The organism is Brevundimonas sp. NPDC058933 (assembly GCF_049315965.1).
Classification (GTDB): Bacteria; Pseudomonadota; Alphaproteobacteria; order Caulobacterales; family Caulobacteraceae; genus Brevundimonas.
Genome location: NZ_JBMOSL010000005.1, coordinates 1 through 13,732 on the forward strand (window position 1 = coordinate 1; position 13,732 = coordinate 13,732).

At 70.0% G+C, this 13,732-nt stretch carries 14 protein-coding genes; 12 read left to right on the plus strand and 2 right to left on the minus strand.

Annotation, left to right across the window (positions count from 1 at the left end; translation table 11 throughout):
• Positions 1-85: 85 nt before the first annotated feature.
• The 4 genes from ACOZBP_RS10800 (at position 86) to ACOZBP_RS10815 (ending at position 1,645) form a co-directional block, all read left to right on the plus strand.
• Positions 86-496, plus strand: a complete 411-nt coding sequence (locus ACOZBP_RS10800) for a phage major tail protein, TP901-1 family (protein ID WP_422676440.1) — start codon at positions 86-88, stop codon at positions 494-496.
• On the plus strand, positions 496-786 hold the full coding sequence (locus ACOZBP_RS10805; protein ID WP_422676441.1) for a GTA-gp10 family protein: 291 nt from the start codon (positions 496-498) through the stop codon (positions 784-786). Before ACOZBP_RS10800 ends, ACOZBP_RS10805 begins: the two co-directional genes overlap by 1 nt.
• Positions 783-965: a phage tail assembly chaperone gene (locus tag ACOZBP_RS10810; protein ID WP_422676442.1), complete on the plus strand. Its 183-nt coding sequence runs from the start codon at positions 783-785 to the stop codon at positions 963-965. The genes ACOZBP_RS10805 and ACOZBP_RS10810 overlap by 4 nt, the downstream gene beginning before the upstream one ends.
• A 149-nt stretch (positions 966-1,114) precedes the next feature.
• Positions 1,115-1,645 (plus strand): phage tail tape measure protein, encoded by a 531-nt coding sequence (locus ACOZBP_RS10815; RefSeq protein WP_422676443.1) that lies wholly within the window; start codon positions 1,115-1,117, stop codon positions 1,643-1,645.
• A gap of 161 nt (positions 1,646-1,806) precedes the next feature.
• Here the strand turns inward: ACOZBP_RS10815 and ACOZBP_RS10820 are convergent, their stop codons facing one another.
• Positions 1,807-2,508: a DUF805 domain-containing protein gene (locus ACOZBP_RS10820; RefSeq protein WP_422676444.1), complete on the minus strand. Its 702-nt coding sequence runs from the start codon at positions 2,506-2,508 to the stop codon at positions 1,807-1,809.
• Between the two features lie 160 nt (positions 2,509-2,668).
• Here ACOZBP_RS10820 and ACOZBP_RS10825 point away from each other — a divergent pair, with 160 nt between their 5' ends.
• From ACOZBP_RS10825 to ACOZBP_RS10860, 8 genes are all read left to right on the plus strand, one after another.
• Positions 2,669-3,280 (plus strand): phage distal tail protein, Rcc01695 family, encoded by a 612-nt coding sequence (locus tag ACOZBP_RS10825; protein ID WP_422676445.1) that lies wholly within the window; start codon positions 2,669-2,671, stop codon positions 3,278-3,280.
• A 2-nt stretch (positions 3,281-3,282) separates the two neighbouring features.
• Positions 3,283-3,936, plus strand: coding sequence for a baseplate hub protein (locus ACOZBP_RS10830; protein WP_422676447.1), 654 nt, complete (start codon positions 3,283-3,285; stop codon positions 3,934-3,936).
• A complete protein-coding gene (locus tag ACOZBP_RS10835) occupies positions 3,933-4,376 on the plus strand; it encodes an NlpC/P60 family protein (RefSeq protein WP_422676448.1) in 444 nt (147 codons plus the stop codon). The genes ACOZBP_RS10830 and ACOZBP_RS10835 overlap by 4 nt, the downstream gene beginning before the upstream one ends.
• Positions 4,377-8,060 (plus strand): baseplate multidomain protein megatron, encoded by a 3,684-nt coding sequence (locus tag ACOZBP_RS10840; protein ID WP_422676449.1) that lies wholly within the window; start codon positions 4,377-4,379, stop codon positions 8,058-8,060.
• An 81-nt stretch (positions 8,061-8,141) separates the two neighbouring features.
• The gene (locus tag ACOZBP_RS10845) at positions 8,142-9,056 is read left to right on the plus strand and encodes a DnaJ C-terminal domain-containing protein (RefSeq protein WP_422676450.1); all 915 of its coding nucleotides are present in this window, start codon (positions 8,142-8,144) and stop codon (positions 9,054-9,056) included.
• 33 nt (positions 9,057-9,089) lie between these two features.
• Entirely contained in the window at positions 9,090-10,262 is a 1,173-nt protein-coding gene (locus ACOZBP_RS10850; RefSeq protein WP_422676451.1) for a phosphoserine transaminase, read from the plus strand.
• Between the two features lie 78 nt (positions 10,263-10,340).
• The gene (locus ACOZBP_RS10855) at positions 10,341-11,636 is read left to right on the plus strand and encodes an adenylosuccinate synthase (protein ID WP_422676452.1); all 1,296 of its coding nucleotides are present in this window, start codon (positions 10,341-10,343) and stop codon (positions 11,634-11,636) included.
• 86 nt (positions 11,637-11,722) lie between these two features.
• Positions 11,723-12,529: a response regulator gene (locus ACOZBP_RS10860; protein ID WP_422676453.1), complete on the plus strand. Its 807-nt coding sequence runs from the start codon at positions 11,723-11,725 to the stop codon at positions 12,527-12,529.
• Positions 12,530-12,704: 175 nt separating this feature from the next.
• Here ACOZBP_RS10860 and rpoH read toward each other — a convergent pair whose 3' ends face one another.
• The gene (gene rpoH, locus ACOZBP_RS10865) at positions 12,705-13,589 is read right to left on the minus strand and encodes an RNA polymerase sigma factor RpoH (protein WP_422676454.1); all 885 of its coding nucleotides are present in this window, start codon (positions 13,587-13,589) and stop codon (positions 12,705-12,707) included.
• Positions 13,590-13,732 lie beyond the last annotated feature (143 nt).

Here is a 13,732-nt window from a genome sequence, read left to right on the forward strand (position 1 = left end):
GGCTTCGCCCTGCGGGCTCAGCCACCCTCCCCATGAAGGGGAGGGAGAGGCGTCGCGCTATTGGGATAATCGGAGGATTGAAGACATGACGGCGCAACGCGGCAAGGACATCTTGCTGAAGATCGAGGGCGCGGCGGGCGCCTTCACGACGGTGGCGGGCCTGAGGGCGCGGACGATTTCGTTGAACGCCCGGACGGTGGACGCCACCGACGGCGACAGCGCCGGGCGGTGGCGCGAGCTGCTGGCCGGGGCGGGTGTGAAGTCGGCGGCGGTGTCGGGGCAGGGGATTTTTCGCGATGCGGCGTCGGACGCCCTCATACGCGAGGCCTTCTTTGAGCAGGCGGCGAGGACGTGGCGGCTGATCGTGCCGGACTTCGGCGTGCTGGAGGGGGCCTTCATCGTGGCGGCGCTGGAATACGCCGGCGAGCACGAGGGGGAGGCGAGCTTTGCGCTGAGCCTGGCGAGCGCGGGCGAGATCAGTTTCGAGGCGCTGTGATGGTGAACGGCGTGCGGGGCGAGGCGACGGCGGTGCTGGCGGGGGCGGAGCGGAAGCTGTGCCTGACGCTGGGGGCTCTGGCCGAGATCGAGACGGGGCTGGGCGTCGCCGGGATGGCGGCGCTGGCCGAGCGGATGCGGGCGCTGTCGGCGCGGGATCTGATGGTGGTGCTGGCGGCCTTGTTGCGCGGAGGCGGCGAGGGGGTGTTGGCGGACGGGCTGGCGGCGGCGGCGGTTGATCCGCGCGAGGCGGCGCAGGCTGTAGCGAAGGCGTTTGCGGCAGCCGCATGACGCCCCAGGACCGGCAATGGAGCGAGATGATGCAGGCGGCGGCGCGGATGGGCGTGGGGCCGGAGGGGTTCTGGCGGCTGTCGCTGAAGGAGTGGCGGATGCTGACGGCGGGGCCGGTTCAGGCGGCGCCGCTGGGGCGCGGCGAGCTGGAGCGGATGGCGGCGGCGTGGCCGGATTGATGTGTGTTTTCCTCCCCATTTCATGGGGAGGTGGATCGGCGCCGTAAGGCGACGAGACGGAGGGGGCGGCGGGACGTCGGGAGAGGGCGGCGTCGCCCCCTCCACCACTTCGTGGTCCCCCTCCCCATGAAATGGGGAGGAAAGTTGAGATGACGGACAGTTTCAGGCCGGACGGGATCGACGCCGTGCCGGTGAAGGCGGCGGAGGCGGCGGCGGCGCTGGAGGCGCTGCGCGAGCCGGCGGAGCGGGCGGCGGCCTCGATCGAGGAGGCCTTCGGGCGGGCGGGCGAGAGCCTGACGCGGTCGCTGACGCGGGCGGCGGCGGACGGGGAGGTGACCCTGGCCGAGCTGGCGCGGGCGGTGCTGAACGCGGTCAATGCAGCGGCGGGCTCGGGCGGCGGCGGGCGGCTGTCGGATGCGATCGCGGCGGTGATGGGCGGTTTCGGCGGGGCGCGGGCCGAGGGCGGGCCGGTGCTGGGCGGCGGGGCCTATCTGGTCGGCGAGCGGGGGCCGGAGGTGTTTCGACCGGCGGGCGCGGGCAGCATCGAGCCGATCAGCGGCGGGGCCGGGGTGACGGTCAACGTCAGCGTGGACGGCGGGGCGCAGGGCTTGCTGCGGTCCGAGGCGCAGATCGCGCGGATGCTGGCGCGGGCCACGGCCCTGGGCGCCAGAAGGATGTAGCGCCGCGCGCCGAGCGATAGTCTCAAACCAGGGTGGCTCAAGCAGCGAGGCGCCGCGCGCCGAGCGATAGTCTCAAACCAGGGTGGCTCAAGCAGCGAGGCGCCGCGCGCCGAGCGATAGCCTCAAAAAAGAAGGGGCGCTCCGAAGAGCGCCCCTTGAACCTATTCGCCCTTGGGATTGGGGCCGAACTTGTTGTCGCCGCGCTGGCTGTCGGTGATGCCGATCCAGAGCAGGAAGGCCAGGCCGACCAGACCCATGACGGCGAAGCCGCCCATCATGGAGCCGACCATGGACATGAGCACGGCCGGGTCCTCGTTCTCGAAAGCCTGGGGGTCGGTGAAGATCGCCAGGCCGGCGGCGCTGATGATCATGATGAAGCCGATGATGGTGGCGACCCAGGGAATGACGACGAACCAGCCGGTCTTGCCCATGTCGTGCAGGCGCTTCACCGAGATGGCGAGGTTGGGCCAGATCAGGACAAGGCCGATCAGGCCGCCGATGATCGGGATCCAGCCGGTGACGACGCTGACGCCGAGCAGGATCAGCCAGCTGATCCAGAAGTGCTGGCGGCGCAGACGGCCGTTGAACGAGAGCATGGCGCTGGCGAAGTCGTAACCGCCGCCGGTGTCGCGGGCGACGTAGGCCGAGCTGGCGGCCTGGCCGAAGGCGGCGGCGGGCGAGCCGGCCAGGACCATGATCTGGGTCGCTTCCAGACCTTCAGGCACGAAGTCGACCCGAGCGCCAGTGGCGATCACGCCGCCGGCCTGGATGGCCGAACGGGCGAAGCCGTAGCGGATGCTGTCGTCGCCGCTGATCAGGCCGGTGCCCGACACGTCGTCGTAGCTCAGAATTTCACCGCGCACTCGGAAGTCTCCATGTCTGAACGGCCCCCGGCCGCTTTGGCGCGAGCATGACCGAGCGGCGGTTTGCAGACAACCCGAAGCGTGACCTTGGGGAAGAATTTCTGCGAATAAATCGCAGCTTGTCCCGGAATGGCGCAGTTCAAGACACAGGCGAGGACCCATGGCCTTTCACGAGGTGCGCCTGCCGGCGCGACTGGCGTTCGGATCGACCGGCGGGGTCGAGCGGCGGACGGAGATTACAACGCTGGGCTCAGGGTTCGAGCGGCGCTCGACGCCCTGGGCCGAGGGGCGACGGCGCTATCTGATCGGAGCGGGCCTGCGGTCGCTGGACGACATGGCGGCGCTGACGGCCTTTTTCGAAGCGCGACGGGGGCGGCTGTACGGCTTCCGGTTCCGGGACTTCGCCGACTTCAAGAGCTGCGCGCCCGGCGAGGCGGTGACGGCGACGGATCAGAGGATCGGGACGGGCGACGGGGTGCGGTGGACGTTTGGGCTGTGCAAGACCTATGGCGACCATGAACGGCGGATTGCGAAGCCGGTCGAGGGCTCGGTGCGGGTGGCGGTCGCGGGCGTCGAGACCACGGAGTTCGAGGTCGATGCAATGACCGGGGAGGTGACGCTGGCGGCGGCGCCGGCTGCGGGCGCTCTGGTGACGGCGGGGTTCGTCTTTGATGTGCCGGTGCGGTTCGACGCCGACCGGATCGAGGTGACGCTGGAGAGTTTCGACGCCGGCCGGATGGTCGCCATGCCCCTGATCGAGGTGCGGGTCTAGAGATGCGCGACATACCGGAGGAGATGGCCGCCCGCATCGAGAGCGGGGCGGCGACGCTTTGCCATGCCTGGGTGCTGAGGCGCGCGGACGGCGCGGCGTTGGGATTCACCGATCACGATCGGGACCTGACGGTCGAGGGCGTGAGCTGTCGCGCCGGGAGCGGCTGGACGGCGGGGGCGGGCGACGGCGAGGCGGGGCTGGCGGCGGGCGGCCTGTCGGCGTCGGGCGGGCTGGACGATGAGGCGATCACCGAGGGGGATGTGGCGGCGGGCCTCTATGACGGGGCGAGGATCGCCCTGTGGCGCGTGGACTGGGCGCGGCGGGATCTGGCGGTGCGACTCTGGGCCGGGACCTTGGCGCGGATCCGGCGCGAGAACGGAGCTTTTGTCGCTGATCTGGAAGGGCCGATGGCGGCGCTGGAGCGGGTGGTCGGGCGGACCTATGGCCGGACCTGCGACGCGGCGCTGGGCGACGGGCGTTGTCGGTTGAGCGCGGCGGCGACGGCGGGACGGAGCTGCGACAAGCGCTGGGCGACCTGTACGGGCGTGTTTGGCAATGGGGTCAACTTCCAGGGCTTCCCCGACATTCCGGGCGACGATTTCCTGATGGCGCGACCCGCGGGCGGCGGACGAAACGACGGCGGGAGCCGGCGATGAGGGCGGAGGTGGTGGCCGCCGCACGCGGCTGGCTGGGCACGCCCTATCGTCATCAGGCCAGCGTGAAGGGCGAGGGGGCGGACTGTCTGGGTCTGGTGCGCGGGGTGTGGCGCGAAGTCGTGGGCGAGGAGCCGGAGACGCCGCCCGCCTATCGCGCCGACTGGGCCGAGGTCGGGGGCGAGGAGGCGCTGTTGCAGGCGGCGCGGCGACGGCTGGTCGAGGTTCCTCTGGCTAAGGCGCGAGCGGGCGACGTCCTGCTGTTCCGGATGAGCGCGGGATGTCCGGTCAAGCATTGCGCCATCCTGAGCGCCGATGACGGGCCGGAATGGAAGATGATCCACGCCTATTGGGGGCGGTCGGTGGTCGAAGGCTGGATGGGGCCGTGGTGGCGGCGAAGACTGGTCGCGGCCTTCCGCTGGCCGGCGACGAAGGAGACCTAGATGGCGCAGGTGGTTCTGACGGCGGTGGGCGGGTCCATCGGCGGGCCGGTCGGCGCCTTCATCGGCGCGACCATTGGCCGGGCCATCGACAATCGCGTGGTCGCCAGCCTGTCGCCGGCGCGGCAGAAGGGGCCGAGGCTGGAGGCCCTGAGCCTGCAGTCGTCGGCGGACGGGGCGCCGATGGGCTGCGTCTTCGGCCGGGCCCGGGTGGTGGGTCAGGTGATCTGGGCTGCGCGGTTCCTCGAGACCAGGCACAAGCGGTCGGGCGGCAAGGGCGGGCAAACGACGGTCGAATACGACTATTCGCTGAGCTTCGCCGTGGGGTTGGGCGAGGGGCCCATCGACGCTGTGGGGCGGGTCTGGGCCGACGGTCAGCCGCTGGACCTGACGGGGGTGACGATGCGGGTGCATCGCGGGACCGAGGCGCAGACGCCGGACCCGCTGATCGAGGCGGTCGAGGGGGCGGCTCCGGCGTTTCGCGGCACGGCCTATGTGGTGTTCGAGGACCTGCCGCTGGGGCCGTTCGGCAATCGGCCGCCGCAGCTGGCGTTCGAGGTGTTTCGTCGGCCGATGGGCGTCGAGCGGCGGCTGGAGGACCGGCTGGAGGGGGTCTGTCTGATCCCCGGGGCGGGGGAGTTCTGTCTGGCGACCGAAGCCGTGATGCGGCGCGAGGGGTTGACGAAGAGCAGGCCTGAGAACGTCAACAACGCCGAGGGGCGGGCGGATATCGAGGTGTCGCTGGACCAGCTTGTGGTGCAGGCGCCGAACCTGAAGCGGGTCAGCCTGATCGTCGGCTGGTTCGGCGACGACATGCGGGCCGGGCATTGCCGCGTCCAACCCGGTGTGGATCGGCGCGACAAGATGACCAAGCCCATGCGCTGGAGCGTGGCCGGGCTGGAGCGGCATGAGGCGCATCTGGTGTCCCAGGTCGATGGCGGGCCGGCCTATGGCGGGACGCCGTCGGACGAGAGCGTGCGTCAGGCGATCCGCAGTCTGAAGGCGCGGGGCCTGGAGGTGACGCTGTATCCCTTCGTCTTCATGGACTGCCCTGGCTATCCGTGGCGCGGGCGCGTGGCGGGGACGGACGGCGCGGGGGCGGCGGCGGAGGTCGCAGCCCTGTTCGGGACGGCGGATGGTTGGGGGCTGCGGCGGCTGGCGCTGCACTATGCGCGGATGGCGGCGGAAGAGGGCGCGGACGGCCTGCTGATCGGCTCGGAGATGCGGGGGCTGACCGGCACGCGCGACGCGGGCGGCGGCTTTCCGGCGACGGCGCAGTTCAAGGCGCTGGCGGCGGAGTGTCGGGCGATTGTCGGGGCGCGAGTGAAGCTGTCCTATGCGGCGGACTGGTCGGAGTATTTCGGCTGGCGGAAGGACGGGGAGGCGCGGTTTCATCTGGACCCGCTGTGGGCCGATCCCAACATCGATTACGTCGGCATCGACTGGTATCCGCCGCTGGGCGACTGGCGCGCGGGCGACGGCGGGCTGGATGCGGAGGCGTTCGAGGGGCCGTCCGACCCGGCCTATCTGGCGATGCAGGTCGCGGGCGGCGAGAACTTCGACTGGTATTACGCCAGCGCCGAGGATCGGGCGGCGCAGGTGCGGACGCCGATCAGCGACGGGGCGCACGGCGAGGACTGGCTGTATCGACCCAAGGACCTGAAGGGGTGGTGGTCGAACGCTCACCACGAGCGGGTGGCGGGCGTGCGGTCGGCGACGCCGACGGCCTGGGTTCCGGGGATGAAGCCGATCCGGCTGACCGAGTTCGGCTGTGCGGCGGTGGACCGGGGCGGCAATGCGCCGAACCTGTTTCAGGACCCCAAGAGTTCGGAGAACGCCCTGCCGCCGTTTTCGACAGGGGCGCGCGACGACCGGATGCAGCGGCGGGCGATGGAGGCCGTGCTGGAGCATTTCGAGGGGCTGGAGAACAATCCCGTGTCGGTGGTCTATGGCGGACGGATGGTCGAGGGGGCCGACGCCTGGTGCTGGGACGCGCGGCCGTTTCCGGCCTTTCCGGCGCGAAGCGAGGTCTGGGCCGACGCCGGCGCTTGGCGGGCCGGACACTGGCTGAACGGGCGTATGGGCGGAGAGGCGGCGGATCTGGTCGCGGCGGTGCTGAAGCGCGGCGGGCTGGCGGAGGAGGCATTCGAGATCGGGGCGCTGGACGGCGAGATCGCGGGCTATGTGATTGATCGACCGATGCGGACGCGGGATGCGCTGGAGCCGCTCCTGGCGGGTCTGGGGGCGACGGCGGCCGAGCGGGGCGGGCGGATCGCCGTGCTGGGCGAGACAGCCGCGGGGCTGACGCTGACGGCGGAGGCCCTGGCCCTGCCGGACGAGGCGGCGAGCGTCGTGGTCGATCGGTCGCTGGAGCCGCGTCCAGGGGCGGCGCGGGTTCGGTTTGTCGATGAGGCGGCGGATTATCAGACCGGGTCGGTGGTGGTGCGCGGCGCGGGCGACGGCGGCGCGGTCGATCTGGAACTGCCGGCGGTGTGCGGCGCAGGCGTGGCGGGGGCCCTGGCGCGGCGGACGCTGGCGACGACCGGGGGCGAGACGGATCGGCTGACCGTGCGGCTGGGGCCGCTGGAGGCGCTGCGTCTGGAGCCGGGCGAGGTGGTGACGGTCGAGGGGCGGACGGGCGATTGGCGCGTGACGCGGCTGGATGTGGACGAGCAGCCGTCGGCGGTGCTGGAGCCGGTAGTGGTGGTGCGAGCGGACGAGGCGCCGGCGGACTGGCGGCCCGGCGACGGGCCGGCGGTGGTCGGGGCGCCCTTCCTGCGGCTGCTGGACCTGCCGCCTTTGCCGGGGGCGGAGGAGGACGGACGGCCGGTCGTGGCGGTGGCGGCGGAGCCGTGGACGCCGATGGCGGCGCACGGGGGCGCGAGCGTGGAGGCGCTGACGCCGCGGGCGACGGTGGTGCGACCGGCGACGGTCGGGGTCCTGACCGAGGCGGTCGGGCGCGGCGTGGTCGGGCGCTGGGACCAGGTGAATACGATCATGGTGCGCGTCGAGGGGCGGGCGCCGGAGAGCCTGACGGCGGGCGCGGTGCTGGGCGGCGGCAATGCTTTGGCGCTGGAGACGGCGGCGGGCTGGGAGGTGGCGCAATACCGGCGGGCGGAACTGGTCGGCGGCGAGGTCTGGCGGCTGAGCGGTCTGCTGCGCGGGCAGCAGGGGAGCGAGGAGGCGACGGCGGCGGGGGCTGTGGTCGGGGCCGTCGTGGCGTTTCTGGAACGCGATATGGCGCGGGCGGAGGTTGCGGCGGCCGAGCGGGGGCTGCCGAGGGTCTGGCGGGCGGGACCTGTGGGGGCGCCGCCGGGCGGGGCGGGCTTTACCGAAGTCGATTTCGTCTGGACCGGGCGGGCGGCGCGACCCTGGGCGCCAGCGCATCTGCGCGCGACGATTGAGGGGGGCGGGCGTCGGCTGTCGTGGACGCCGCGCGTGCGGGTGAACGGCGAGGGCTGGGAGGCCGAACCGGTCGAGGTCGATCCGCGCCGCTTCCGGCTGCGGGTGCTGGACGGCGCGGTCGAGCTACGGGTCTGGGAGGTCGAGGGCGTGGAGGCGCTCTATGCGGCGGGTCAGATGGCGGCGGACTGGCCCGGCGGGCTCGGCGAAGGCGCGCGGATCGGCGTGGCGCAGTGGGGCGCCGGCTATGGCTGGGGGGCCGAGGCAGTCGCGCGGTTGGTCTAAACCACGTCTGCCCCTTCCAGCGGGGGGGCGCATGGCTTAACTGACGCTCTGGTCTTTTTCTGATGTCGGAGTGAAGCGAACGTGGCTGGCGATCCCTACAAGGAACTGGGCGTTGCCAGAGGCGCGAGCGCGGACGAGGTCAAGAAGGCGTTCCGCAAGCTGGCCAAGGAACTGCACCCGGACAAGAACCCGGGCGACAAGGTCTCTGAAGAGCGGTTCAAGCGCATCACCGCCGCCTTCGACCTGCTGGGCGACGCCGAGAAGCGGGCCAAGTATGATCGCGGCGAGATCGACGCCGATGGACGCGAGCAGTATCGCGCGCCGCCGGGCGGCGGCGGCGGTCGTTCGGGCGGCTTTGGCGGATTCGGCGGTTCGGGCGGACGCGGCGGGTTCGAGGATATCGACCTTGAAGACCTGTTCGGCGCCTTTGGCGGCGGCGGGCGCACGGCGGGACGCGGCGGCTTCGGCGGCGGCGCCGGCAAGGGTCAGGATGTACGGGCCACGCTGGATATCAGCCTGGAAGACTCCATCGCCGGGACGACGCGCCGCATCCAGTTCTCGGACGGGCGGATGCTGGACGTGGCCATTCCCAAGGGGGCGTCCGAGGGCCAGGTGATCCGGCTGAAGGGCCAGGGCGCGCCGGGGCGCGGCGGTCAGGCGGGCGATGCTTTGATCGAGCTGAAGATCGCGCCGCACCCGGTGTTCAAGCGCGATGGGGCGGACCTGACCATGGACCTGCCGGTGTCGGTTCCTGACGCTATTCTGGGCGGCAAGATCCAGGTGCCGACGCCCGAGGGCGCGGTGATGATGACCATTCCCAAGGGCTCGAACAGCGGCAAGATCCTGCGTCTCAAGGCGCGGGGCGCCTATGCCGCAGGCAAGCGTGGCGATCTGTTGGCGAAACTGGTGGTGACGCTGCCGGAAACGCCGGACGACGATCTGATCCGCTTCGCCACCGAATGGCGCGACAAGCGCCCCTATACGCCGGGACGCTGACCCGACCCTTACTCTCCTCCCCTGGATACGACGATGACCGCCCAAGCCGTTGCCAAGCCTGACGCCAAGCCTGCTCGCCCGTGGTTCTCCGCCGGTCCGACGGCCAAGCGTCCGGGGTGGTCGCTGGCGGGGCTGCCGACCAACCTGCTGGGACGCGGCATTCGCGCGCCGGAGGTGGTGGAGCGGTTCGCCTATGGCTTGCGGCTGACGCGCGAGGTGCTGAGCCCGCCCGAAGACTATGTCATGCTCTATACGCCGGGATCGGACACGGGCGCGGTCGAGGCGGCGCTGTGGGGGATGCTGGGCGAGAGGCCGGTTCAGGTCGTGGCCTATGAGAATTTCGGCCAGGTCTGGGCGACGGACGTGCGCGATCACCTGAAGCTGGAGCCCGAGGTGCTGACCGCGCCCTGGGGCGAGCTGCCGGACATGAGCCGGGTCGATCCCCGCAAGGACGTGGTCTTTCCTTGGAACGGCACGACGTCGGGCGTGCGCATGGCCAACGCCGACTGGATTTCCGACGACCGCGAGGGGCTGACCCTCTGCGACGCGACCTCGGCGGCCTTCGCGATGGACCTGCCGTGGGACAAGCTGGATGTGACCACCTTCAGCTTCCAGAAGGCGCTGGGCGGCGAGGCCGGCATCGGCGTCATGGTGCTGTCGCCGCGCGCCGTGGCGCGGCTGGACAGCTATCGGCCCGAGCGGTCGATCCCCAAGGTGCTGCGCCTGACCGACAAGACCGGCTTTGACCGGACCCTGGCGGACGGGGTGGCGATCAACACCTTCTCGATCCTGACCATCGAGGACTGGATCGACGCCCTGGAATGGGCCAAGAACGCGGGCGGTCTGAACGAACTGATCCGGCGCACGGACCGGAACTATGCGGCGCTGGCGGAATGGGTGGAGCGGATCGACTGGGTCGCCATGCTGCCTGATCGGCCGGAAATCCGCTCGACCACCTCGGTCTGCCTGAAGTTCACCGATGCGCGCATCGCGGCGATGGACGAGGCGGGGCAGAAGGCTTTCGTGAAGCGGTTCAAGGCCCTGCTGGAAGACGAAGGCGCGGTGTTCGACATGGAGCCGCACCGTTACGCGCCGCCGGGCCTGCGGTTGTGGTGCGGCTGCACGGTCGAGACGGCGGACGTCGTGGATGCAACGCCTTGGCTGGAATGGGCGTTTGCGACGGCGGTCGGCGAGCTGGCCGCATAATTCTGCGACCTTGGGGCGACTCCGGACGATTCAGGGGTTATAGGCTCCCACCGCATTCTGGATTGCGGAGAAACGATCTTGGCGAACGTCGCGGTAGTCGGCGCCCAATGGGGCGACGAGGGCAAGGGCAAGATTGTCGACTGGTTGTCGAACCGGGCCGATATGGTCGTGCGGTTCCAGGGCGGCCATAACGCCGGGCATACGCTGGTCGTCGACGGCAAGGTCTACAAGCTGGCATTGCTGCCGAGCGGCGTGGTGCAGGGCAAGCCCTCGATCATCGGCAACGGCGTGGTCGTCGATCCCTGGCATCTGGTCGGCGAGATCGAGAAGATCGTCGCCCAGGGCGTGGCCATCAGCCCCGACATCCTGACCATCGCCGACAACGCCTGTCTGATCCTGCCGATCCATCCGGCTCTCGACGTGGCGCGCGAAGCCGCCGCCAGCGCGCCGGGCGCCAAGATCGGCACGACCGGGCGCGGCATCGGCCCGGCCTATGAGGACAAGGTGGGGCGTCGCGCCATCCGCGTCTGCGACCTGGCCAACGAAGACGACCTGAAGATCAAGATCGACCGTCTGCGCTCGCACCACGATCCGCTGCGCGCCGGTCTGGGGCTGGAGCCGATCGACCCGGCGGCCCTGCTGGCGCAACTGCTGGAGATCGCGCCGAAGATCCTGCCCTATGTGAAGCCGGCCTGGCGCGTGCTGGATCAGGCGCAGAAGGACGGCAAGCGCGTGCTGTTCGAGGGGGCGCAGGGCGCCTTCCTGGACGTGGATCACGGCACCTATCCCTATGTGACCTCGTCCAACACCGTGGCCGGACAGGCGGCGGCGGGCTCGGGCATCGGGCCGCGCGGCGTCGGCTATGTGCTGGGCATTGTGAAGGCCTATACGACCCGCGTCGGCGAGGGGCCCTTCGCCTGCGAGCTGAACGACGAGGTCGGCGAGCATCTGGCGGTCGTGGGCCGCGAGGTCGGGGTGAACACGGGACGGGCGCGGCGTTGCGGCTGGTTCGACGCGGTTCTGGTGCGCCAATCGGTGGCCATCAACGGCATCGACGGCATCGCGCTGACGAAACTCGATGTGCTGGACGGGTTGAAGACGCTGAAGATCTGCGTCGGCTATCGCATCAATGGCGAGGTTCTGGATTATCTGCCGTCCAGCCTGAAGGCCCAGGCCTCGGCCGAGCCGGTGTTCGAGGAACTCGAAGGCTGGAGCGAGAGCACCGCCGGGGTTCGCACCTTCAAGGATCTGAACGCCCATGCGCTGAAATACGTGCGTCGGATCGAGGAGCTGATCGGCGCGCCGGTGGCCCTGCTGTCGACCAGCCCCGAGCGGGACGACACCATTCTGATGCGCGATCCCTTCCAGGGGTAGGGAGCGAAGGAGGGGTGCGTCCCGGAACGGGAAACGGCCCCTTAACCCCCTGAGTTTACCTTCTTGGTTCCAGATGGAGCCGAGCCGTGTTCGCTTTAGACGCCAAGACGATGCAGAGGATTGCGCCGGTCGTGCGCCGGGTGCTGATCGTCGACCCCAATCCCGCCGCCGCGCGCCTCTTGTCCGACCTGCTGAAGGGTTTCGGCTCGCGCGATGTCGCAGTCGAGGGCGACGAGGCGCGGGTGATCGATCTGGCGCGCGAGATGGAGCCGGGTCTGATCCTGACCGAGCGCACAGGGCCGCGCCTGGACGGCGAGGCGCTGGCGCGGCGCATTCGGCGCTCCAGCCTGGCCTGCCGGCGCGTGCCGCTGATCATGGTCACGGCCGAGGCCACCGCCAGCAGCATCAAGGGCGCGCGGGATTCCGGCGTGCATGAGTTCCTGAGGAAGCCCTTCACCAGCGGCGACCTGTTCCGCCGGGTCGAGAACCTGGCCACCAAGCCGCGCGACTGGGTCGAGGCGGTAGGCTACATCGGGCCGGATCGCCGTCGCTTCAACTCCGACGATTACGCAGGGCCGGGAAAGCGCAAGGCCGACAAGCCCGCGTCGGCGGCGGAAGCCGTGATCGCGGTCAAGGATCAGGCGATGCGGATCCTGGCCTCGGCCATGACCCAGTTCGACACTGATCCTATGCAGGCGGTGCGGGCCATCAAGCAGCAGGCCGAGACGCTGAAGGCCCTGGCCATCAAGACGGGTGACGCCTCGCTGGCCATTGCTGCGGCGGGTCTGGAGACAAGCCTGACTGCCGGCGCGACGACCAAGGCGGCCCTGGCCGGACCGATCAGTGCGGTTCTGGCCCTAGCCTCGCCCGAGAGCCTGTCTCGGGCGGGCTAGGGCGTTTCTTTCCTCCCCATTCTATGGGGAGGGGAACCACGAAGTGGTGGAGGGGGCGTCGCCGCCCTCCACGATTTGGCGCGAGCCCGGACAGTTGGCGCCGCCCCCTCCGTCACGGCGCTTTGCGCCGCGCCACCTCCCCATGGAATGGGGAGGAAAGGCTCAGGAGCGCCCGTCAGGCGTCGACCAGGTTCCGCTCTTCGGCGGCGGCGCGCATGGCCTTTTGCAGCTTCTCGAAGGCGCGGACCTCGATCTGACGGACGCGCTCGCGCGACACGCCGTACTGGCCGGCGAGTTCTTCCAGCGTGACCGGATCGTCCTTGAGGCGGCGTTCCGTGAGGATGTGCTTCTCGCGGTCGGTCAGTTCCTGCATGGCTTCTTCCAGCAGGCTCATGCGGATGGATTTTTCCTCGGAGTCGGCCAGGGCCGTTTCCTGGGACACCGCATTGTCGTCGGCCAGCCAGTCCTGCCACTCGCTTTCGCCGTCGGCGCGCAGGGGCGCGTTCAGCGAGGCGTCGCCGCCGAGGCGGCGGTTCATGTTGGTGACCTCTTCTTCCGACACGCCCAGCTTGGTGGCGATGGCGGCGAGGTGTTCGGGACGCAGGTCGCCCTCTTCAAACGCGGAGATCTGGCTCTTGGCCTTGCGCAGGTTGAAGAAGAGCTTCTTCTGCGCGGCGGTGGTGCCCATCTTCACGAGCGACCAGGAGCGCAGGATGTATTCCTGGATCGAGGCGCGGATCCACCACATGGCGTAGGTCGCCAGACGGAAGCCCTTGTCGGGATCGAATTTCTTCACGGCCTGCATCAGGCCGACATTGCCCTCGGAAATCACTTCGCCGATCGGCAGGCCGTAGCCGCGATACCCCATGGCGATCTTGGCCACGAGGCGAAGGTGCGAGGTCACGAGGCGGTGGGCCGCTTCTGGGTCCTGATGCTCCGACCAACGCTTGGCGAGCATGAACTCCTCGTCCTTGGTGAGCATCGGAAACTTGCGGATTTCCGTGAGATAGCGCGACAGTCCCTGTTCAGGCGACATCACCGCGAGCGTCGAATTAGCCATTAGACGTGGTCCCTCCGACCAGTAAGCAAGAGCAGGCTTCGCGGCGTCGACCACCCAATGTGCATCGTCGCCTCACCCCTCAACCGATCCAGATGGGTATGGGTTGCCGCCATTTTTAGAGGCGGATCGTCACACGAAAGCGT